Origin of the sequence: Streptomyces roseirectus (assembly GCF_014489635.1) — a bacterium.
GTDB lineage: Bacteria > Actinomycetota > Actinomycetes > Streptomycetales > Streptomycetaceae > Streptomyces > Streptomyces roseirectus.
Map to the genome: position 1 here is coordinate 9,005,913 of NZ_CP060828.1, position 23,061 is coordinate 9,028,973.

General features: G+C 74.3%; 4 protein-coding genes and 1 pseudogene. All 5 read right to left on the bottom strand.

Features of this window, described 5'->3' with window-relative positions; all coding sequences use genetic code 11:
- Positions 1-1,227 carry a cytochrome P450 gene (locus IAG44_RS38910; protein ID WP_187751759.1) on the bottom strand — a complete coding sequence of 409 codons (1,227 nt, stop codon included), beginning with the start codon at positions 1,225-1,227 and terminating at the stop codon, positions 1-3.
- The gene (locus IAG44_RS38915; protein WP_246562419.1) at positions 1,224-3,335 is read right to left on the bottom strand and encodes a type I polyketide synthase; all 2,112 of its coding nucleotides are present in this window, start codon (positions 3,333-3,335) and stop codon (positions 1,224-1,226) included. Before IAG44_RS38915 ends, IAG44_RS38910 begins: the two co-directional genes overlap by 4 nt.
- Positions 3,336-3,350: 15 nt before the next feature.
- A pseudogene (locus tag IAG44_RS38920) lies at positions 3,351-7,535 on the bottom strand (type I polyketide synthase); the annotation flags it as partial.
- A gap of 68 nt (positions 7,536-7,603) precedes the next feature.
- Positions 7,604-15,790 carry a type I polyketide synthase gene (locus IAG44_RS43925; protein ID WP_187751761.1) on the bottom strand — a complete coding sequence of 2,729 codons (8,187 nt, stop codon included), beginning with the start codon at positions 15,788-15,790 and terminating at the stop codon, positions 7,604-7,606.
- A 17-nt stretch (positions 15,791-15,807) separates the two neighbouring features.
- Entirely contained in the window at positions 15,808-23,037 is a 7,230-nt protein-coding gene (locus IAG44_RS38930) for a type I polyketide synthase (protein WP_187751762.1), read from the bottom strand.
- Positions 23,038-23,061 lie beyond the last annotated feature (24 nt).

Sequence of the window (23,061 nt, forward strand, 5' to 3'; positions counted from 1 at the left end):
TTACGGGATCTCGCAGCGCAGCGAGGTGATGCCGTGCAGGAAGTTGCTGCGCAGATAGACCGGATCGCCGACCCGGATGCCGGGCACCCGGCGCAGCAGCTCACCGAACAGCGCCGTGAGCTGGATACGGGCGACCATGGCGCCGAAGCAGTGGTGGGGCCCTCCGCCGCCGAACCCCACATGCGGGTTGGGGGAGCGGCTGAGGTCGAACGCCGTCGCGTCGGCGAACACCCGCTCGTCCCGGTTGCCCGACAGATAGAACATGACCACCTTGTCCCCGGCCGGGATCTTCGCGCCGCCCAGCTCGACGTCACGGGTGGCGGTCCTGCGGAACGTCAGCACGGGGGAGGCCCAGCGGACGAACTCCTCGACGGCCGTCCTGGCCCGGTTCCCGAAGTCCGCCGCCAGCCACTCGCGTTGGGCCGGGAACTCGGTGAGCGCCAGCATGGCGTGGCTGATGGTGTTGCGGGTGGTGTCGAAACCCGCGGTCACCACCAGGCTGAAGAACGCGCCGATCTCCGCGTCGGTCAGCCGCTCGCCGTCGATCTCGGCCTGCACCAGGCTCGTCATCAGGTCGTCCTCGGGACGGGCGCGGCGCGCCGCGGCCAGCTCCCGGCCGGTCCCGACGACGAAGTCGACCGCCTCCGCCACCACCGCCATCGGGTCGCGGCCCTGGGACACCGAGGGTTCGTGCACCGAGAGCGGCACGTCGGCGGCGGTGGCCAGGGCGTCGTGGAGTTCCTGGGGGACGCCCATCATCTCGGCGACGGTCCAGACCGGCAGTACGCGCGAGACCTCGGCGACGAAGTCGCAGTCCCCCGTCCGGATCAGGTCGTCCACGATGCGCCGGGCCTGGTTCTCGATCTGGCCCTGGACGAGGGCGAGCCGCCTGGGGGTGAAGGCGGCGAGCACCAGCCGGCGCAGCTGGGCGTGGCGCGGGTCGTCCATCGCGATGAACGACTGGTTGGCCCGCAGGATCTCCGGTGGGAAGTCGTCGAGCAGCATGCCCTGGCCGGAGCAGAAGGTGGCCGGGTCCCGGCTGACGGTGAGGATGTCCTCGTGCCGGACGACCGCCCAGAAGCCGTCCCCCACCCGGTCGGACAGGACGCCGGCCTCGGGCAGGACCGGGTGCCGGCGCACCGGCTGCCGCCGCAGTTCACGGAACGTCTCCTCCTGCCGGGCCGCGGTGCCGGCCCAGAACTCGCCGGTGAACGGTGTGTCGGTCATACCGGCACCTCGTCTTCCCGCCCGAGCCAGAACGCCTGCCGTTCGAACGCGTAGGTGGGCAGCGAGACCGTCCGGGCGTCGAGACCAGCGAACGCCGCGCGCCAGTCCACCTCGACCCCGTGGGTGTGGGCCACGGCGAGCGCGTCGAGCACGCGGCCGTGCCGGTGGGCCGAAACGACGACGGTGTCGGTGTCGGCGTCGGTGTCGGCGAGCGCACCGACGACCGGGTCGGGGCCGAACTCCACGACGAGGCAGTCGCCCAGCCCGGCCGACTCCCGCAGCCAGCGTTCGGGGTCGAACGCGTCCGGTGGGATCGACCCGTCGTCGGCCATGCGGTGGCCGATCACGGCGGCCGGCCTGACCCCGCAGGCGAGCCAGGACCGGGCGAGGTCCGCCATCCGCGTCACCTCGGCGTCCGGAAAGGCGAAGACGACCTTGCGCCGGGCCGCCCGCGCCCACACCGCTCCGGGCCGGCCGTCGGCCAGCGCCGCCAGCCCGCGGCGCAGCTCCTCGGCCGTGTCGCCGAGCACGGCCGCCCGTACCGGGAACACCGTGCGGGTCGTCGCCAGCGACCACCCGACGTCCTTGGCGGTGTGCCGGTCCGTCAGATGCTCCAGCAGACGGCGGGCCTGGCGCCGCAGCGCCCGAGGCGTACGGGCCGACAGCACCCAGGGCACCGGGTGGTCGGCTCCCGCGGGCGGCTCCTGCACCGGCGGGGCCTGCTCGAGGATCGTGTGGACGTTGGTGCCGCTCACCCCGAACGCGGACACCCCGGCGCGACGGGGCCGCCCGGTCTCCGGCCAGGGCGCCGCCTCCGCGACCAGACGCACGGCGCCGTCGCCCCAGTCCACCTGGTCGGTCGGCCGGTCCGCGTACCGGGTCGGCGGCAGGGTGGCGTGCCGCAGCGCGAGGACGGTCTTCATCAGCCCGGCCATACCGGCCGCGACCTGCGGATGGCCGATGTTGGCCTTCACGGACCCGAGCCACAGCGGCCGTTCACGCCGCGCGCCGTAGGCGGCGACGAGCGCCCCCGCCTCGATGGTGTCGCCGAGCGGTGTGCCGGTGCCGTGCCCCTCGACGAGGTCGACCTGCGCGGGCGACAGCCTCGCGTCGGCCAGCGCCTTGCGGATCATGCGGCGCTGCGACGAGCCGTTCGGCGAGGTCAGGCCGTTGCTGGCGCCGTCGTGGTTGACCGCGCTGCCCCGCACCACGGCCAGCACCTCATGTCCGTGGCGCAGCGCGTCGGACAGCCGCTCCACGACGAACACCCCGACCCCGTCGGCCCAGCCCGCCCCGTCGGCCACGGCGGAGAAGGACTTGCAGCGGCCGTCCGGGGCCATCGCGCCGTGCCGGCTGTACTCGAGGAAGATCGCCGCGTCGGCCATCACGGTCGCCGCGCCGACCAGCGCCAGCGAGCAGTCCCGCTGCCACAACGACTGCCGGGCCATGTGCAGCGCGACCGGCCCGGAGGCACAGGCCGCGTCGAGAGCGAGGCTCGGTCCCTCAAGGCCGAGGGTGTACGAGACACGGCCGGCGGCGACGCTGGTGATCGCCCCGGTCATCCGGTGGTCGGCGCCGCCGTCGGGAAACGCCTCGGCGGCGCTGCCGTACGGCTGGTGGGCCACCCCGAGGAAGACACCGGTGTCGGTGCCCCGCAGCGACGTCGGATCGATGCGGGCGTTCTCCACCGCCTCCCAGCAGGTTTCCAGCAGCAACCGCTGCTGCGGGTCGATCATCTCCGCCTCGGCCGGCCCGATGCCGAAGAACTCGGCGTCGAACAGGTCGGCGTCGGGCAGGAAACCACCGGCCCGCACATAGGTACGTCCCTCGACGCCGGGCGTCGGGTCGTGCAGGCCGTCGATGTCCCAGCCGCGATTGCGCGGGAACTCCGTGAGCGCGTCCCCCCTTTCCATGATCAGTCGCCACAGCTCGTCCGGGGTGGACACCCCGCCGGGCCAGCGGCAGCCCATACCGATGATCGCCACCGGCTCGCGTGCCTCCGACTCCAGCTCGCGCATCCTCGCGGTGGCGGCCTGAAGGTCGCCGGTCACCCGCTTCAGATACGCCCGGAGCCGGTCCTCCGTGCTTGCCGCGCTTGTGCTCTCCATGGGCTTACCTCCCGGTCACAGTTCCGCGTCGAAGCCGTCGATGAGGGTGAACAGCTCCTCGTCGGTGGCCGCCTGCACGTCGGCCCGGTCCACCGCCGTCGGGGCGGCCAGGGCGGACGCGAGCGTGCGCAGACGGTCGACCACGCCGGGCCGTTCGGCGTCGTCGAGCTCCGCCAACAGGGCGTCGAGCCGGTCCAGTTCGGCGTACACCGAGTCGGCCGGCCGGTGCGGTGGCGGGGCGAGTTCCGCGTGCAGGTACTCGGCGAGGGCGACGACGTTCGGCTGGTCGAAAACCACGCTGACGGGCAGCGTCAGGCCGGTGGCCGCGTTCAGCCGGTTGCGCAGCTCGACCGCGAGCAGTGAGTCGAGCCCCAGCTCCCGGAAGGCCCGCGCGGGGTCGACCTCGACCGTCGAGGTGTGTCCGAGCACGGCGGCGATCCTCGTCTGGACCAGCTCGATCAACGCCTGCCGCGCGTCGGCGTCGCTGAGCCCGGCCAGCAGTTCCTTCCCGTCCTCGCCCGGGGTGACCCGCGCGCGGATCAGCCCCGTCAGCAGCGCGGGTACGCGCTCGGGCGTGGCGGTCCGGTCGACCGCCAGCAGGACGGCCTCGGGGCCGGCGCTCCCCAGCAGCTCGGCCTTGCGTTCCGTGCTCAGCGGGACCGTGCCGGACCGGCCGTCGTCCCCGAAGATCACCACCCGCGCGGGCAGGCCGTCCGCCGCCCGGTGTCCCGCGAGCGCCGTGAGGAAGGCCGCGCCGCTCGCCGTCGCGGCCTCCCCGATGCCCGGCAGCAGCGCGGAGAGCGGGCAGGCGAGCAGGAACAGCGCCGGTTCGAGGCCGAGGGTCAGTTCGTGCAGGCGCCAGGCGGGCTCGATCGCCGCGCGAACGGCCTCGCCGAACCCCTCGGCGGTGAGAGCGCTGAGGACCCCGTCGGACACCCGCCCCATCGTGTACACGACGCCGGTCAACGGCCGGGACAGCCCCGCGACGGTCTCCGCCAGCCGCTCGACGTCGGTCACCTCGGTGAGGTGCCGCGCGCCGCGCGCCCGCACATGGTCAAGGAGCGCCGGCTCCGGCGTGCCGACCACGAGGACGGTGCCGGCCGGGTCGAGCACCGTGTCGTCGGCGGTGCCCGGGGCCACCGGTTCGAGGCGGGGCACCAGCACCTTCCCGTCGCGGACGGTCACCTCCGGCTCGCCGCAGGCGATCGCCGCTCGCGCCGCCTCGGCGACGTCGTCGCCGTCCACCCCGTCCAGCAGCACGATCCGGTCCGGATTCTCCTCCTGCGCCGCGCGTACCAGGCCCCGCACGGCGGCGGACGCCGGGTCGGTGCCACCGGTGGTGGCCACGACGAGGCGGGCGCCGTCCCGTGGCCGGCCGGTGAGCCATTCCTGTACGCCGGCGAGGACCCGGCCGGCCATGGCGCAGGCGCGGTCGACCGGCTCGCCCGGTTCGGTGCGGGCCGTCAGCACGGTGACGTCGTCCGGCCCCGGGGCGCCGCGACGAGCCGGTACCCACCGGAGCGCGAAGGCCGATTCGAGCACCGGGGCGGCGGCGGTGAGCACCGGAGAGTCGAGCCAGTAGTGCTCGCGCTGGAAGGCGTAGGTCGGGACGGGCACCGCGCTCGCCCCCGGCAGCGTGCCGCCCCAGTCGACGGCGACACCGCTCACGTACAGTTCCGCGGCCGAGGTGAGCAGCCGCCTCATGGACCCGTCGTCGCGGCGGAGCGTCCCGGTCATGGTCACGTCGTGGGCGGCCGCCGTCACCGGGGTCAGCACCGGGTGGGTCGAGACCTCGACGAGGACCCGGTGGCCGGACGCGACCAGGCGGTCCGCCGCCTCGGCGAAACGGACCGGCTCGCGCAGGTTGCGGTACCAGTACTTCTCCGTCAGCTCCGGCCCGTGGAGCCATTCGCCGGTCACCGTGGACAGCATCGGCACCTCGGCGTCCTGGGCCGCCACCTCGCCCAGCTCGACCATGAGCCGGTCCCGTATCTCCTCGATCTGCGGTGAGTGGGAGGCGTAGCGGACGGGCAACACCGTGGCCTGGACGTCGCGTTCCTTGTAGTGGGCCACGACGCCCTCCACCGCGTCCGTCGGCCCGGCGATCGTCACCACCGCCGGCCCGTTGACCGCCGCCACCGTCACCCCGGGCGGCAGCGACGCCTCGACCTCCTCGGCCGGCAGGCGGACCGACGCCATCGACGCGCTCCCGGCCAGCGTGCTCAGGACCCGGCTGCGTACGGCGACGATCCGCGCCGCGTCCGCCAGCGTCAGAGCCCCGGCCACGCACGCCGCCGCGATCTCCCCCTGGGAGTGCCCCACCACAGCCGTCGGTGTGACGCCGAGAGCGCGCCACACCTGCGTCAGCGACACCATCATCGCGAACAGCGCGGGCTGCACCACGTCGTCCCGGTCCAGCGACGGCGCCCCTTCGGCGCCCCTGACCACGTCCAGGACCGACCAGCCGCACCAGGGCGCCAGCGCCTCGTCGCAGCGGGACATCCACTCGGCGAACACCTCGGACGTCGCCAGCAACTCCCGGCCCATACCCGCCCACTGGCCGCCCTGGCCGGGATACACGAACACGACGCCCGCCCCGGCCGGACCTGCCTTGCCCCGCACCACGTTCGGCGACTCGTCGAACCAGGCCGTCGGCGGCTCGGCCGTACCGATCACCACCGCGCGGTGTTCGAACGCCGTGCGGGACATCAGTGAGTAGGCGACGTCGCTGGGCCGTAGTTCATGATGCTCGGTCAGGAAGTCCGTGAGTTTCGATGCCTGTGCGCGTAGTGCCTCGGGTGTTTTCGCGGACAGCAGCCAGGGCACGACGGCCGGTTCGGCGCCCTCCCTGTCGTGCTGTGGTGAGGGTGGTGGTTCTTCGATGATGACGTGGGCGTTGGTGCCGCTGACTCCGAACGAGGACACTCCGGCCCGGCGTGGTCGTCCGGTCGTCGGCCAGGGGATGTTCTCGGTGAGCAGTTCCACCGAGCCTTGTGACCAGTCCACGTGGGGGGATGGTTCGTCGATGTGCAGTGTGCGGGGGAGGACCTGGTGGGTGAATGCCATCAGCATCTTGACCACTCCGGCGACTCCGGCCGCCGCTTGGGTGTGCCCGATGTTCGACTTCACGGACCCCAGACGCAATGGCGTCGAACGGCCCTGCCCGTAGGTGGCCAGCAGTGCTTGGGCCTCGATCGGATCGCCCAGGGTCGTCCCCGTGCCGTGGGCCTCCACTACGTCGATCTCGTCCGGCTTGAGTCCGGCGTCGGCCAACGCCTCCCAGATCACCCGCTGTTGGGCGGGGCCACTCGGTGCGGTCAGTCCGTTGGAGGCGCCGTCCTGGTTGATCGCCGTTCCCCGGACCACCCCGAGGATCCTGCGGCCGGCCCGGACCGCGTCCGACAACCGCTCCACCAGCAGCACACCGACGCCCTCGGCCCAGCCGACACCGTCCGCGCCCGCGCCGAACGCCTTGCACCGGCCGTCGGGGGACAGACCGCGCTGGCGGCTGAACTCGACGAACGTCATCGGTGTCGACATCACCGCCGCACCGCCGACCAGGGCCATGTCGCACTCGCCGGACCGCAGGGAGCGCACGGCCAGGTGCAGCGCCACCAGGGAGGAGGAGCAGGCCGTGTCCACGGTCAGCGCCGGGCCCTCAAGACCCAGCAGGTAGGCCACCCGCCCCGATGCCACGCTGCCCGCACCGCCCGCGGCGAGCAGACCCTCGACGTCCTCGGGGGTGGGCGAGAGACGGGTGACGTGGTCCAGGTACATCAGCCCCGTGTAGGTGCCGGTGCGGCTGCCGCGCAGCGAGAGCGGGTCGATGCCCGCGGATTCGACCGCCTCCCACGACACCTCAAGCAACAACCGCTGCTGCGGATCCATCCCCAACGCCTCACGCGGACCGACCCCGAAGAACCCCGCGTCGAAGAAACCCGCCTCATGCAGGAACCCCCCTTCCCGCGCATACGACCGACCACGGCGATCCGGATCCTCGTCGAACAGACCGGCCAGATCCCAGCCACGGTCCACCGGGAACCCCGACACCACGTCCCGGCCCTCCGACACCACCCCCCACAACCCCTCCGCGCTCTCCACCCCGCCCGGATAACGGCACCCCACCCCCACGATCGCCACCGGCTCGTGCCGGTCGGCTTCGGCCCTGGCGAGGCGTTGTCGGGTCTCGTGCAGATCGGCGGTGACCTTCTTCAAGTACTGCAAGGTTTTGTTGTCCGTCATGGGACTGTTCCTCCGGCTCAAGCGGATCAGGCTGAGGGGCTACCGAACTCCGCGTCGATGAACGCGAACACCTCCTGCTCGTCGGCGTCCGCGAGTCCGTCTCGCACGTCGCCGGTCGCGGTGCCGGCGTGCTCGCCCTGCCACCGGGCGAGCAGCGCCTGGAGGTGGGCGGTGACCCGGGTCCGCGCCGCCGCGCTCACATCGAGGGCGTCCAGCACCCGCCCCAGGTCCTCGATGCCGTCGAGCACCACCTCGGCGGGGGCGTCGGCGCTCGGTTCCAGTTCCGCGGCGACGAACTCGGCGATCCGCGCCACGCTCGGGTGGTCGAAGGCGAGCGTGGCCGGCAGCCGCAGGCCCGTCGCCGTGCCGAGCCGGTTGCGCAGCTCGACCGCCGTCAGCGAGTCCAGGCCGAGCTCGTTCAGCTCGCGCTCGTCGGAGTCGGGCAGTTCGTCGTAGCCGAGGACGAACGCCACGTGCCGACGGACCTCGGCGGCGATCATCCGGTGGCGCTCGGGCGGCGCCGCCGTCGCGAGCGACCGCCGCAGCGGGAGGGCGTCCGGGGGCTGCGCACCGGCCGTCCGGCGCGTCGGCGCGCCGACCAGTTCGCGCAGCACCGACGCGTCGAAGCCGCTCCTGCGGGCCGCGCCGGCGTCGAACCGCATCGGCGCCAGGACCGGCCGCCGACTCGACAACGCCTGGCCGAACAGCCGCAGCGCCGCGTCCGTGTCCAGCGTCAGCATGCCGGACCTGGCCATGCGGGCGAGGTCGCCCTCGGTCACATGGGCGGTGACGCCGGTCCGCTGCTCCCAGGTGCCCCAGGCCAACGACTGCGCGGGCAGGCCCAGGGCGGCCCGGTGCCGCGCCAGTGCGTCCAGGAACGCGTTGGCCGCCGCGTAGTTGGCCTGGCCCGGCGACCCGAACACCCCCGCGCTCGACGAGAACAGCACGAACAGGTCCGGCCGGTCCGCCAGCGTCAACTCGTGGAGCCACCAGGCCGCGTCGGCCTTCGGGCGCATCACCTCCCGCAGCCGCTCCGGGTTCAGCGACCCGATCACCCCGTCCGCCGACACCCCGGCCGCGTGCACCACGCCGCTCACCCGCCGGCCCAACCCGCCGATCACGGTGGCCAGTCGCTCCCGGTCGCCCACGTCGCAGGCCAGCACCCGCACCCTCGGTCCCAGCCCCAGGTCCGTCGCCCGACGGGCCAGCACGGTGATGTGCGGGACGCCCCATTCGAGGAGCCGTCCGACGATCACGGAGCCGATGCCGCCCGTGCCTCCGGTCACCAGGACCGTGCCGTCCCCCGGGAGGTCCGGCGGGGTGGGTCCGGGATCCGGGGCCACCGTCCGCAGCCTCGGCGCGAACAGCCGGCCGGCCCGGACGGCGAGCTGAGGTTCGCCGGTGGCGAGCGCCGTGGCCAGGATCCCGGTGACGTCGCCGTCGGTGTCCACCAGGACGAAGCGGCCCGGCTGTTCGGTCTGGGCGGAGCGGACCAGGCCCCACACGGAAGCGGCCGCGACATCGGTGATCTCCTCACCCTCGACGCTCAGGGCGCCGCGCGTGACGATCACCAGCGGGGCGTCACCGGGGCCCGGGTCCTGGAGAGCGGCGAGGACGAGCTCGGTCGCGGTGCGCGCGGCGTCCACGACGGACGGCCCGGAGGGGACGGCGAGCACGGTGACACCGTCGGTGGACACGGCCGGGGCGGCGGACACGGGGGCCCAGCCGACCTCGTACAACGCGCCGGGGACCGCGTCGGCCGGTGCGGGTGGCAGGGCGCGCAGGGTGAGCGCGTCGACGGACAGCAGGACGGCGCCGGACTCGTCCCACACGGTGAGCGTGACCGTGTCGTCGGAGACCCGGGCCACCCGGACCCGGGCGCGGCCGGCCTCGCGGTGGGCGGCCGAGACCCCGTGCCAGGAGAAGGGGACCCGGCCGTCGGTCCCGGAATCGTCGAGCAGGGCGAGGGCGTGCTGGGCAGCGTCGACCATGGCCGGGTGGAGGCCACCACCGGGCGCGGTGCCCGCGACCCCCGGCAGGGTGAGTTCGGCGAACACCTCGTCGCCACGGCGCCACGCGGCGGTCAGTCCACGAAACGCCGGGCCGTAGTCGAACCCCCGCTCGGCCAGCAGGTCGTAGAGGCCGCCGGTGTCGAGGGCGGCGGCGCCGGGCGGCGGCCAGACCGTGGCGGGCGCGGCTGTGGGGGCGACGTCGTGGAGCAGTCCGGTCGCGTGGCGTACCCAGTCGGCGTCCGGCGCTTCGGGACGGGCGTGCACCTCGATCGGCCGGCGGCCTGCCTCGTCGGGGGCGGTCACGACGATCCGCAGCTCGGCCGGGACCGTCAGGGGCGCCTCGACGGTCAGTTCCTCGACGGCCGGGCAGCCGACGGCCCTGCCCGCGGTGAGCGCGAGGTCCAGGACCGCCGCGCCCGGCACCACGACGCCGCCGAACACGACGTGGTCGTCGAGCCAGGCGGTGGCGGAGGTCAGCCTGCCGGTGAGGACCAGGCTTTCCGGCATGTCGATCGCGGCGGTGAGCAGCGCGTGCCCCACTGCGCTCTGCTCGGTCTGCTCGGTCCGCCGGCCGGGGGCCAGCCAGTACCTCCGGCGCTGGAACGGATACGGCGGCAGGTCGACCGTGCGGCCGCCGGGCGTGACGGCCGTCCAGTCCACCGGCCGGCCGTGGACGTACAGGTGCGCCAGTGCCGTCAGCAGCGTGCGCACCTCGGGCCGGCCGCGTCGTGCCACGGCCACGACCGGCACGTCGGCGGGGCCGGCCGGGTCGTCGTCGGTGGCGAGGCAGTCCGCCGCCGACGCCGCCAGCACCGTGTCGGGACCGAGTTCGAGGAAGGCGTCCACGCCCTCGGCCCGCAGGGTGCGTACGGCGTCGTGGAACCGGACCGCCGCGCGCAGTTGCCCGACCCAGTAGTCGGGTGTGCAGAGGTCCGCGGGGTCGGCGAGCGTGCCGGTCACCCCGGACACCAGGGGCAGCCTCGGCACCTGGTAGTCGATCCGCTCGGCCACCGCCCGGAACTCGTCGAGCACGGCGTCCACATGGGGGGAGTGGAAGGCGTGGCTCACCCGCAGCGGGCGCGTGCGCCGGCTGCGGGCCCGCAGCTCCGCCACGAGGGGGGCCAGCACGGTGCCGGTGCCGGACAGCACCACGGCGTCCGGCCCGTTGACGGCGGCGACCGACACCTGGTCCTCGTGCCCGGCCAGCAGCGCGCGCACCTCGTCCTCGGTCGCCCGCACCGCCACCATGGCGCCGCCGTCCGGCATGGCGGCCATCAGCCGTCCGCGCTCGCCGACCAGCAGGCAGGCGTCAGCCAGCGACAGCACACCGGCGACGTGGGCCGCCGCCACCTCGCCGATGGAATGGCCGGCCAGATGCGTCGGCCGGACGCCCCAGGACGACAGCAGCCGAAACAGCGCGACCTCGACGGCGAACAGCGCCGGCTGGGCGATGGCGGTGTCGTCCACCGGTGTCGTGTCGGTGAGCAGGGCCTCGCGCAGACCGAGGTGCGGGAAGTGCGAGCAGATCTCGTCCAGCGCGCGGGCGAACACCGGATACGCCTCGTACCACCGCCCGGCCATGCCGGCCCGCTGCGCGCCCTGCCCGGTGAACAGGAACGCCAGTCCGCCGGGCCTGGCGGCGCCGCCGTGGATCACGTCCTCGGTCGGGGTGCCGTCCGCCAACGCGACGAGGCCGTCCCGCGCGCCGGTCACCACGACCGCGCGGTGCGGCAGGCTCGTACGGGTCGCCGCCAGGGTGTGGGCGAGCTCGGCGGGCGCGAAGTCGTCCCAGCGCGCGGCGAGTTGCCGGGCCTGTTCGGTCAGGGCGGCCGCCGAGTGGGCGGACAGCACCAACGGCGACACGGCGTCGGGCCCGGTGCGCGCGGCCCCGTCCGGGCGGGGCGGCGCTTCGAGGATGACGTGGGCGTTGGTGCCGCTCACCCCGAAGGACGACACCCCGGCCCGCCACGGCCTGCCCGCCCGCGGCCACACCGTGTTCTCCGTCAGCAGTTCCACCGAGCCCCGTGCCCAGTCCACGTGGGGCGACGGAACCTCCGCGTGCAGCGTCCGGGGCAGGACGCCGTGCGCGAAGGCCATCAGCGTCTTCACCACTCCGGCGACACCGGCCGCCGCCTGGGTGTGCCCGATGTTCGACTTCACGGAGCCGAGGTACAGCGGCGTCGAGCGGCCCTGCCCGTAGGTGGCCAGCAGTGCCTGGGCCTCGATGGGATCGCCCAGGGTGGTGCCGGTGCCGTGGGCCTCCACCGCGTCGACGTCGCCCGGCTCCAGCCCGGCGTCGGCCAACGCGTCCCGGATCACCCGTTGTTGGGCGGGGCCGCTGGGCGCGGTCAGCCCGTTGGAGGCGCCGTCCTGGTTGACGGCCGAGCCCCGGACGATCCCGAAGATCCGGCGGCCGTGCCGCCGGGCGTCCGACAACCGCTCCACCGCCAGCACTCCGGCACCCTCGCCCCAGCCGACGCCGTCCGCGCCGGCCCCGAACGCCTTGCACCGGCCGTCCGGCGCCAGCCCCCGCTGTCGGCTGAACTCGATGAACGCCTTGGGACTGCACATGACCGTCGCCCCGCCGACCAGCGCCAGGTCGCATTCGCCGCCGCGCAGGGCCTGCCCGGCGAGGTGCAGCGCCACCAGCGAGGACGAACACGCCGTGTCCACCGTCAGGGCCGGACCTTCGAGGCCCAGCGCGTACGCGACCCGGCCGGAGGCGACGCTCGCCGCGCCACCGGTCGTCGCGTAGCCCTGGAGTTCGTCGGGCACGGCGGCCGGGTCGTCGGCGTAGTCCAGCAACGCGATGCCCGTGTAGACGCCGGTGCGGCTGCCGCGCAGCGAGGCCGGGTCGATACCGGCGGATTCGACCGCCTCCCACGACACCTCGAGCAGCAACCGCTGCTGCGGGTCCATCCCCAACGCCTCACGGGGGCCGATCCCGAAGAACCCCGGGTCGAACAGGCCGGGGCCGTCGAGGAAGCCGCCTTCCCTGGCGTAGGTCCGGCCGGGCCGGTCGGGGTCGTCGTCGAACAGGTCCGCCAGGTCCCAGCCACGGTCGCGGGGGAACCCGCCGATGACGTCCCGGCCCTCGGACACGACGTCCCACAACTGCCCGGGGGTCGCCACCCCACCGGGGAAGCGGCAGCCGATCCCGACGATCGCCAGCGGCTCGTCGCTCGGCACACCCCTGGCCGGCAGCCCGGCCCGCGCCTCTCCCGCACCGGCCGGTCCGCCTTCGAGGAAGCGCGCGAGCGCGGCCGGAGTGGGGTGATCGAACACGAGCGACGCGTCCAGGCGCAGGCCCGTCGCGGCGGCGAGCCGGTTGCGCAGTTCGACCGCGCCCATCGAGGTCAGCCCGGCCTCGCTGAAGGCCCGGTCCGGGTCGACCGAGCCGTCGTCCGTGCCCGTCAGCACGGCGGCACAGTGCCGCAGCACCATCCCGAGCAGGTCGGCCGGTTCCCGGGCCGCCGGCTCCCGCGCCGATGGCGTCGACGGCGCTGCGGGTGACGTCGGTGACCCGCCGCCCAGCCAGTACCGGCGACGCCGGAACGCGTACGTCGGCAGCTCCGCCCGGGGCGCCGGCGGCAGCAGCGCGGCCCAGTCGACATGACCGCCCCGCACATGCACCTGGGCGACGCCGGTGAGGAACGCCGACTCCTCGGGCCGGCCCCGGCGCAGCAGCGGCACCCCCAGCACATCGTCGCGCCGGGCCGACTCCTGCGCCATCGCGGCGAGCACGGCGTCCGGGCCCAGCTCCAGGAAGGTCCGCACGCCGAGCCCTTCCAGCGTCCCCACGGCATCGAGGAACCTGACCGGCGCGGTCACATGCCGCAGCCAGTGATCGGGGGAGCCGAAGCTGTCCGGATCGGCGACGTCGCCGGTGAGCGTGGAGACGACCGGGACGGCGGCCCGGCCGACGGTGAGAGAGACGAGCGCCGACCTGAACGGCGCCAGCATCGGGACCATCAGCGGCGAGTGGAAGGCGTGGCTCACCCGCAGTCGCCGGGTCCGCCGCCCCGACGCGGCGAAGGCGCCCGCGGCGGCCAGGACGGCCCGCTCGTCACCGGACAGGACCACGGACCGGGGACCGTTCACGGCCGCCAGCGCGACCCGGTCGTCGAGGACGGCCAGCGCCTCGGCCTCGGTCGCCTCCACCGCCACCATCGCACCGGCCTCGGGCAGCGCCCCCATGGCCGACGCCCGTGCGGTGACCAGCCGCGCCGCGTCGGGCAGCGACAGCACCCCGGCCACGTGGGCGGCCGCGATCTCGCCGACGGAGTGCCCGGCCACCGCGTCGGGAGCCATGCCCCAGGACTCCAGCAGCCGCGCCATCGCCACCTGAAGCGCGAACACCGCGGGCTGCGCGTGCTCGGTACGGTCCAGGGCGCCCGGCGCCCCGGTGAGCATGCGCGCGTACGGATCGCCGTCCATGTGCGGGGCCAGCTCGGCGCACACCTCGCGCAGCGACGACGCGAACAGGGGGAAACGCGCGGCGAGTTCGCGGCCGGCACCGGGGCGCTGCGCGCCCTGCCCGGTGAACAGCCAGCAGGTGTCGCCGGGCACCGGCCGGCCCACGACGGCGGCGCCGTCGCGCAGGCCGCGGACCAGGTCGCCGGTCGAGGCGCCCAGCACCACCGCGCGATCCCGCAGCAGCGCCCGGTCGGTCACCAGCGCCCGGGCGACGGCGGCCGGTGAGACCGGGTCCCTTGAGGACACCCAGTCCGCCAGCGCGTCGGCCTGGCCACGCAGGGCCGCCTCGCCCTCGGCGGACAGGATCCACGGCAACACCCCCGGTACGGGGGCGGGTTCCGCCGTCGCGGCCGGCTCGGCCGGCTCGGGCGCGGCTTCCAGGATCACGTGCGCGTTGGTGCCACTGACCCCGAACGAGGACACGCCCGCCCGGCGCGGCGCGCCGGTCACCGGCCACGGCACGTGCTCGGTCAGCAGCTCCACCGCGCCCGACGACCAGTCCACATGCGGCGACGGCTCGTCGGCGTGCAGGGTCCTGGGCAGTTCCCCGTGCTCCAGCGCCATGACCATCTTGATCACACCGGCCACCCCGGCGGCGGCCAGGGTGTGCCCGATGTTCGACTTCACGGAGCCGAGGTACAGCGGCGTCGAGCGGCCCTGCCCGTAGGCCGCCAGCAGTGCCTGCGCCTCGATGGGGTCGCCGAGGGCGGTGCCGGTGCCGTGCGCCTCCACCACGTCGACGTCCTGCGCGGTCAGGTCCGCGTCGGACAGCGCGTCCCTGATCATGCGCTGCTGCGCGGGCCCGCTCGGCGCGGTCAGGCCGTTGGACGCGCCGTCCTGGTTCAGCGCGGAGCCACGGATCACCGCCCACACCCGGTGGCCGGCCCGCATCGCGTCCGACAGCCGCTCCAGCACCAGCACGCCGACGCCCTCGCCGAAGCCGGTGCCGTCCGCGCCGGCCCCGAACGCCTTGCACCGGCCGTCGGGGGCGAGGCCCCGCTGGCGGCTGAACTCGACGAACGTCGTCGGCGACGACATCACCGTCGCGCCACCGGCCAGCGCCACATCGCACTCGCCGGACCGCAGCGAGCGCACCGCCAGGTGCAGCGCCACCAGCGAGGAGGAACACGCCGTGTCCACCGTCACCGCGGGGCCCTCGGTGCCGAGCACGTACGCGACCCTCCCGGAAGCCAGGCTGCCCGAGCTGCCCAGGCCCAGGAAGCCGTCGAGGGCGGCCGGGGCGTCGAACAGGGAGGTGCCGTGGTCATGGACCAGGCCGGTGAACACGCCTGCCCGCCGTCCGGCCAGCGTCGAGGGATTCACGCCGGCCCGCTCGACCGCCTCCCAGGACACCTCGAGGAGCAGCCGGTGCTGCGGGTCCATGGCCAGCGCCTCGCGGTCGGAGACGCCGAAGAACCCGGCGTCGAACTCCGTCGCGGTGGACAGGAATCCGCCGCGTTCGGCGAAGGGCGGGCCGCCCGCCTCCGCGTCGGCGAGGCGTAACCGGTCCAGGTTCCAGCCCCGGTCGTCGGGGAAGCCGCCCAGGGTCTCGCCGCCCGTGGCGACGAGGCGCCACAGGTCTTCCGGCGAGCCGATGCCGCCGGGGAACCGGCAGCCGATGCCGACGATCGCGACGGGCTCGCGGATCTTGCGCAGCTCGTCCCTGGCCGAGCGCAGCTCTCCCGTCACCTGGTTGAGGAGGCGGCGGATCTGGTCGTGGCTCATCTGGTGCCCCCTACTGGTCACGAGATGCCGAACTCTCGGCTGAGCAGTTCGGCGACTTCCCTGTCGTCGAGCGCGTCGAGACCGTCCGACGCGGACGGCTGAGGGGCGAACAGGGCGGACCACAGGTGGTCGGCGAGCCGCGCGGGATCGCGGTGCTCGAACACGATGGTGGTCGGGAGGTTCAGTCCTGTCGCCCGGTTCAGACGGTTGCGCAGGTCCACCGCGCCCAGTGAGTCGAAGCCCTGGTCACGGAAGCTGCGCGCGTCGTCCACGGCGTCGGCGGACCGATGGCCGAGCGACGCGGCGACACAGTCCCGGACCAGGGTCCCCACCGCCCGGCGCTGGGCCTTCTCCGGCGCGTCCGCCCACCGCGCCAGCGGATTCTCCGGTGGTCCGGCGGCTTCGGCCGTCGGCGAGAGGCCGGCGAGCAGCGGCGTGGGCCCGAGCGCGGACCAGTCCGCGTCGACCACCGCGATCCGGGTCTCCGCACGGTCGAGGGAGGCGGCGAGGGCCCGGATCGCGGGTCCGACGGGCAGCGGGACCAGACCGGCCCGGCGCAGCTCCCGCTCGGCACGCGGTGCGACGATGCCGTCGCCGGTCCACTGTCCCCACTCGATCGCGGTCGCCGGCAGACCGAGGGAGCGGCGGTACTCGGCGAACGCGCTGAGGAAGGCGTTGCCGGGCGCGTAGTTGGCCTGCCCCGGCAGTCCGCAGACCGCCGCGATCGAGGAGAACATCACGAAGGCCGACAGGTCGTGGTCCCGGGTGAGTTCGTGCAGATGGACCGCGCCCAGCGCCTTCGCCCTGAGCGCGCGGGCGATACGGTCGCGGGTCAGCCGGCCGAGCGTGGTGTCGTCCAGCTCCGCCGCCGTGTGGACGACGGCGTCGAGCCGGTGCCCGCGCAGCGCCGCCGCCAGGTCGTCGCGGTCGCCGATGTCGCAGGCGGCCACGGAGACCCTGGTGCCGGTGGCGGTCAGCTCCGCGACCAGGCCGGCCGCTCCTGGCGCCGCCTCACCGCGACGGCTCAGCAGCAGCAGGTGCTCCGCGCCCGTCGCGGCGAGCCACCGGGCCACATGGCCGCCCAGCGCACCGGTACCACCGGTGATCGCGACGGTGCCCCGGGGACGCCAGGACCGCACCACCGGCGTCGCGGACAGCGGGGCGCGCCGCAGCCTTCTGGTGGTCACGGCACCGCCGCGCACGGCGAACTCGTTCTCCCCGGCCGGGTCGCTGATCGCGTCGACCAGGGCGAGGTGGTCGGCGGCGGTCGGAGCCGTCGGCATGTCGACGACGCCGCCCCACACCTCCGGGTGCTCGGCCGCCGCCACCCGTCCAAGTCCCCAGAGCAACGCCTGTGCGGGGGAGACCGTGTCGTCCACGGCACCGGCCGTGACACACCACAGTTCGGTGCCGCCGAGGGCCTGTACCAGTTCGACGGTCGCGGCGAAGCCGGGCGGCGGCTGCTCGGAGTCGAGTCCGTCGCCGAGGGCCAGCAGGGACAGCACCTTCCCCGCGCCGTCGGCGGGCAGGGCGCGGAAATCCGGCCGGCGTGGATCCACCTCCAGCACGGTCGCGGTGCCGCCACGACGGGAGACGGCGTCGGTGAGGCCGGTGAGCGGGCCGTGACCGGGCGGCACCAGCACCGTCCAGTGCCCGGTCCGGCCCGGCGTGCCGGTCGCCGGGACCCATGCGATCCGGTGCCGCCACGCGTCGACGGTGGACTCGGCCGCCCACTCGTCGCGCCACGCCCGCAGCCTCGGCGCGAGCAGTTCGAAGGCGTCCCGCTCGGGCCCGGACAGCCGGCCGCCCCGCTCCCGCACCAGTTCCCAGAACCGGCCGTCGTCGGCGGCCGGGGCGGGGTCGAGCCAGTAGTGCTCGCGCTGGAACGCGTAGGTCGGAACGGGCACCTTCACCGCGCCGGGCAAGGCAGCGGCCCAGTCGATGTCCACGCCGCCCACGTGCAGTTCCGCCGCCGCGGTGAGCAGACGCGCGAGCCCCGCGTCCCCCCGGCGCAGGGTGGCGACCGCCGTCACGTCGTGCGCGGCGACGATGGCTCCCGACAGCACGGGACGGGCGGACACCTCGAGAAAGAACCGGTGCCCGGACTCGGCCAGGGCGGTCACGGCCGGGGCGAACAGGACGGGCTCGCGCAGGTTGCGGTACCAGTACTGTTCGGTCAGCTCGCCGCCGGACACCCAGTCGCCCGTTACCGTGGACAGCATCGGCACGTCGGTGTCGCGTGCTCGCACCGGGCCCAGTTCCGCCAGCAGCCGGTCGCGGATCTCCTCGATCTGCGGGGAGTGCGAGGCGTAGTCGATGGGCACGGTCTTCGCCGGCACGCCGCGCTCCTCGCACCGCGCGAGCACCGTGTCGAGGTCGGAGAGGGTACCGGCCACGGTCACCATCGAGGGGCCGTTGACCGCCGCGACCGTCACCGTGGACGGCAGCACCTCGGCGGCCTCCTCGACGGACAGCCCGACCGAGGCCAGGGAGGACCGGCCCGCGAGGGTACGCAGGACCCGGCTGCGGACCGCGACGATCCGCGCGGCCTCGGACAGCGTCAGCGCCCCCGACGCGTAGGCGGCCGTGATCTCCCCCTGGGAGTGCCCCACCACCGCGGCCGGTGTGACGCCGAGACCGCGCCATACCTGCGTCAGCGACGCCATGACCGCGAAGAGCACCGGCTGCACCACGTCGTCCCGGTCCAGCGACGGGGCGCCGTCGGCGCGGCGGATCACATCGAGCAACGACCAGCCGCACCAGGGCGCCAGCGCCTCGTCGCAGCGGGACATCCACTCGGCGAACACCTCGGACGTCGCCAGCAGTTCCTCGCCCATGCCGATCCACTGGCTTCCCTGGCCGGGATAGACGAACACCACCCGGGGAGCCACCGGGGCGGCGACACCGCGCACCACGTCGGGCCCGTCGAGTCCGGCCGGTGGTTTCGCGCCGCCGATCACCACCGCGCGGTGCTCGAACGCCGTGCGGGACATCAGTGAGTAGGCGATGTCGCTGGGCCGTAGTTCCTCGTGTGCGGTCAGGAAGGCGGTGAGTTTCGATGCCTGTGCGTGCAGTGCTTCGGGTGTTTTCGCGGACAGCAGCCAGGGCACGACGGCCGGTTCGGCGCCCTCCCTGTCGTGCTGCGGTGAGGGTGGTGGTTCTTCGATGATGACGTGGGCGTTGGTGCCGCTGACTCCGAACGAGGACACTCCGGCCCGGCGTGGTCGTCCGGTCGTCGGCCAGGGGGTGTTCTCGGTGAGCAGTTCCACCGAGCCCTGTGACCAGTCCACGTGGGGGGATGGTTCGTCGATGTGCAGTGTTCGGGGGAGGATGTTGTGGGTGAATGCCATCAGCATCTTGACCACTCCGGCGACGCCGGCCGCCGCCTGGGTGTGGCCGATGTTCGACTTCACGGACCCCAGACGGAGTGGTTGGGAGCGGCCTTGTCCGTAGGTGGCCAGCAACGCCTGGGCCTCGATGGGGTCGCCCAGGGTGGTGCCGGTGCCGTGGGCCTCCACCGCGTCGATCTCGTCCGGCTTGAGTCCGGCGTCGGACAGTGCCTCCCAGATCACCCGTTGTTGGGCGGGGCCGCTGGGTGCGGTCAGTCCGTTGGAGGCGCCGTCCTGGTTGATCGCTGTTCCCCGGATCACCCCGAGGATCCTGCGGCCGGCCTGGACCGCGTCCGACAACCGCTCCAGCACCAGTACGCCGACGCCCTCGCCGAAGGCGGTGCCGTCGGCGCCCGCCGCGAACGGTTTGCACCGGCCGTCGGGGGACAGGCCGCGCTGGCGGCTGAACTCGACGAACGTCATCGGTGTCGACATCACCGTCGCGCCGCCGACCAGGGCCATGTCGCACTCGCCGGACCGCAGGGAGCGCACGGCCAGGTGCAGCGCCACCAGGGAGGAGGAGCAGGCCGTGTCCACGGTCAGCGCCGGGCCCTCGAGACCGAGCGTGTACGCCACGCGGCCGGAGGCGACGCTGCCGGCCGAACCGGTCTCCAGCATCCCTTCGACCTCGTTCGTCGCCGGGCTCGGCAGGCGTCCGTAGTCGTTGCGCATCAGCCCCGTGTAGGTGCCGGTGCGGCTGCCGCGCAGCGAGAGCGGGTCGATGCCCGCGGATTCGACCGCCTCCCACGACACCTCAAGCAACAACCGCTGCTGCGGATCCATCCCCAACGCCTCACGCGGACCGACCCCGAAGAACCCCGCGTCGAAGAAACCCGCCTCATGCAGGAACCCCCCTTCCCGCGCATACGACCGACCACGGCGATCCGGATCCTCGTCGAACAGACCGGCCAGATCCCAGCCACGGTCCACCGGGAACCCCGACACCACGTCCCGGCCCTCCGACACCACCCCCCACAACCCCTCCGCGCTCTCCACCCCGCCCGGATAACGACACCCCACCCCCACGATCGCCACCGGCTCGTGTGTCGATGCCGTCGGGCCTGACGGCACGGCGGGTCCGTCGCCGGCCAGCCGCCGGTCGAGGAAGGCCGCCAGCGCACCGGGTGTCGGATGGTCGAAGACCAGTGACGACGCCAGCGACAGGCCGGTCTCGGCGGCGAGCCGGTCGCGCAGTGCGACGGCGCCCACCGAGGTCAGACCGGCCTCGCGCAGTGCCCGGTCGGGTCGGCACGGGTCGGCGAGTACCGCGGCGCACTGGGCGAGCACCATGTCCAGCACCAGGCTCGGGCGCTGTCCGGGCGGCGTGTCACGCAGCCGCGCCGCGAAGTCGCCCCGCCGCGGCGGTTCCACGGCCCAGTCGCCGGACCCGGCGACCAGGACCGGTTCCTCGTGGCCCAGCGCGAGATCGAAGGCGTCGGTGGTCCGGCGGTCCGACAGCCGGGCCGCCGGCAGGTTCAGGAAGAGGGCCGGCAGCCCGGACGCGCGCCGCTCCCGGGCCAGCGCGGCCGGCACATCACCGTCGGTGCCTTGCCCGATGAGCACGAAGTGCCGTACGGCGGCGGTGCGCGCGAACTCGTCCAGGGCGAACACCGTGTCGATGTCGTCCCCTGCATCCCCTTCGCCGAGGTGGACGACGGCGGACACCTCGGGCGCCTGGTCCAGGTCGGGTACGACCACCGCCCGCGCGCCGAGCCGCCGTATCTCCGTGGCCAGGCCGTGGTCCCCGGCCACCAGCACGAACTGACGGACCCGGTGTGCCTCGACCAGGTGCCGGGTCAACAACCGGCTCAGCGGGGTGTCCACGGCGGACAGCAGGACCACGGGCCCGAGTGCGGTTCCCGGCGTCGCCAGCACGGTGATGGCCCGCGGCGCCGACAGGGCGCCCTGGTGCACCACCAGCTCCGGCTCGCCCGCGCCGAGGGCTTCCGCCAGCGGCTCGGGGTCGCCGGGCTCGACCCCGAGTACCGTCACCTGGGGCGAGCCGGCCGACCGGAGCGCCGCGCGCGCCGCGGCGGCGTCGACCCGGGACCCCCGTACCACCACCAGGAGCCGTGCCGCGTCCTGCCGCCACGCGCGCACATCGGCGGCGACGGAGCCGGCCAGCCGTCGCAGAGCGGCGGCCCGGCTCTCGCCGGTACGGGCACCGCCCTCGGCGACCAGCACCACGGCGTCGTGCGGCGTGCCGTCCGGTTCCCCGGCGCCGACGGTCCTGATCTCGCCCGGCACGGCGGCGGGCACCTCCGGCAGTGCCCGCAGGCCGATTCCGCGCAGTCCGCGGTGGGTCGCGGCGTTCACCGCCCACAGCCGGGCCGGTGCCGTGAGCAGCCGGTGGCGCATGATCTTGCCGGACGGCGTCCGGGGCACCGCCGCCACCTCGTACAGTTCCTCCGGCACCTTCGCCCCGGACAGCCGCTCCCTGCACCGCCCCAGCATGGCGTCGGGGTCCGGCCGGTCGGCGGCCGGCACGACGAACGCCACCGGCACCTCGCCGAGCGCGTCGTCGGGCCTGCCGACCACCGCGACGTCCGCGACGCCCGGCACCGTGCGCAGCACCGCCTCCGTCTCCGACGGGTGAATGTTCTCGCCGCCCCGGATGATCAGCTCCGAGATACGGCCGGTGACGCGCAGATAGCCGGCCTCGTCGCGGCGGGCCAGGTCGTCGGTGTGGTACCAGCCGTTCCGCATCGCCTGGGCGGTCTCCTCGGGCCGGCCGTGGTATCCGGCGAACAGGCTGGGGCCGCGCACCCACACCTCGCCCTCGGCCCCGACCTCGACGTCCGCACCGGTCCTGGGATCCACGACGCGCAGGTCGAGGCCCGGCACCGGCAGTCCGCACGAGCCGGGCACCGGGTCGCCGTCCGGCCAGTTCACGGCCATCAGACCGCAGGTCTCGGTGCTGCCGTAGCCGTCGAGCAGGCGCTGCCCGAAGGTCTCCTCGAACGCCGTCCGCAACTCGGCCGAACTCACCGACCCGGCGACGAGACACCGCCGCAGCCCCCAGTCCCGGGCCGGCATGTCCCGTGCGGCGGCCACCAGTTGGTGATAGGTGGCCGGCACCCCGGCGAGAAAGGTGTACGGCCGGGCCGTCAGCTCGTCGAGCACGTCGGCCGCCGTCAGTCCGTCCAGGACATGCGCGCTCGCGCCGACCGCGGTCACCCCGATCACGCAGAACACATGGGCGAGGCTGTGGAACAGCGGCGTCGGCCACAGCACCTCGTCGTCCGCCGACAGCCCGAGAATGGCCGCGTAGCACGCCGCCACCGACCACAGGCAGTTGCGCTGGGTGGACAGCACGCCCTTGGGCCGGCCCGTCGTACCGGACGTGTACAGCATCCACGCCACGTCGTCGAGGCCGAGATCGTCCCTCGCGGGCGTCTCGGGATCGGTGGCGCACAGCGTCTCGAAGGACAGCAGACCCGCGTACGGCCGGTCCCCGGTGACGATCACCCGCAGGTGCCGGCGGCCGGCCAGCAGCGGGCGCACCTGGTCCACGTGTGCCGGATCCGTGATCAGCACCGTCGCCCCGGAGTCGTCGAGCAGGTAGGCCAGCTCCGCCCCGCCGCACAGCGGGTTGAGCGGCACGCCGACGCCGGCGGCGCGCACGATCGCGAGATAGCTCTCGACGTTCTCCACCCGGTTGCCGAGCAGGATGGCCACCCGGTCGCCGGGCCGCACCCGCAGCCGGGTGAGATGCCCGGCGAGCACCCCGGTCCTGCGGTCCAGCTCCGCGTAGGTGACCGCGCGCCAGGCGTCCCTGAACGCGACCTTGCCGCCCTGCCGGGCCGCATGCCCCGCGAGCAGCACCGGCAGTGGCTTGACCAGTTCGGTACGGAACACCTCATCACGTCCTTTACGCTGCGC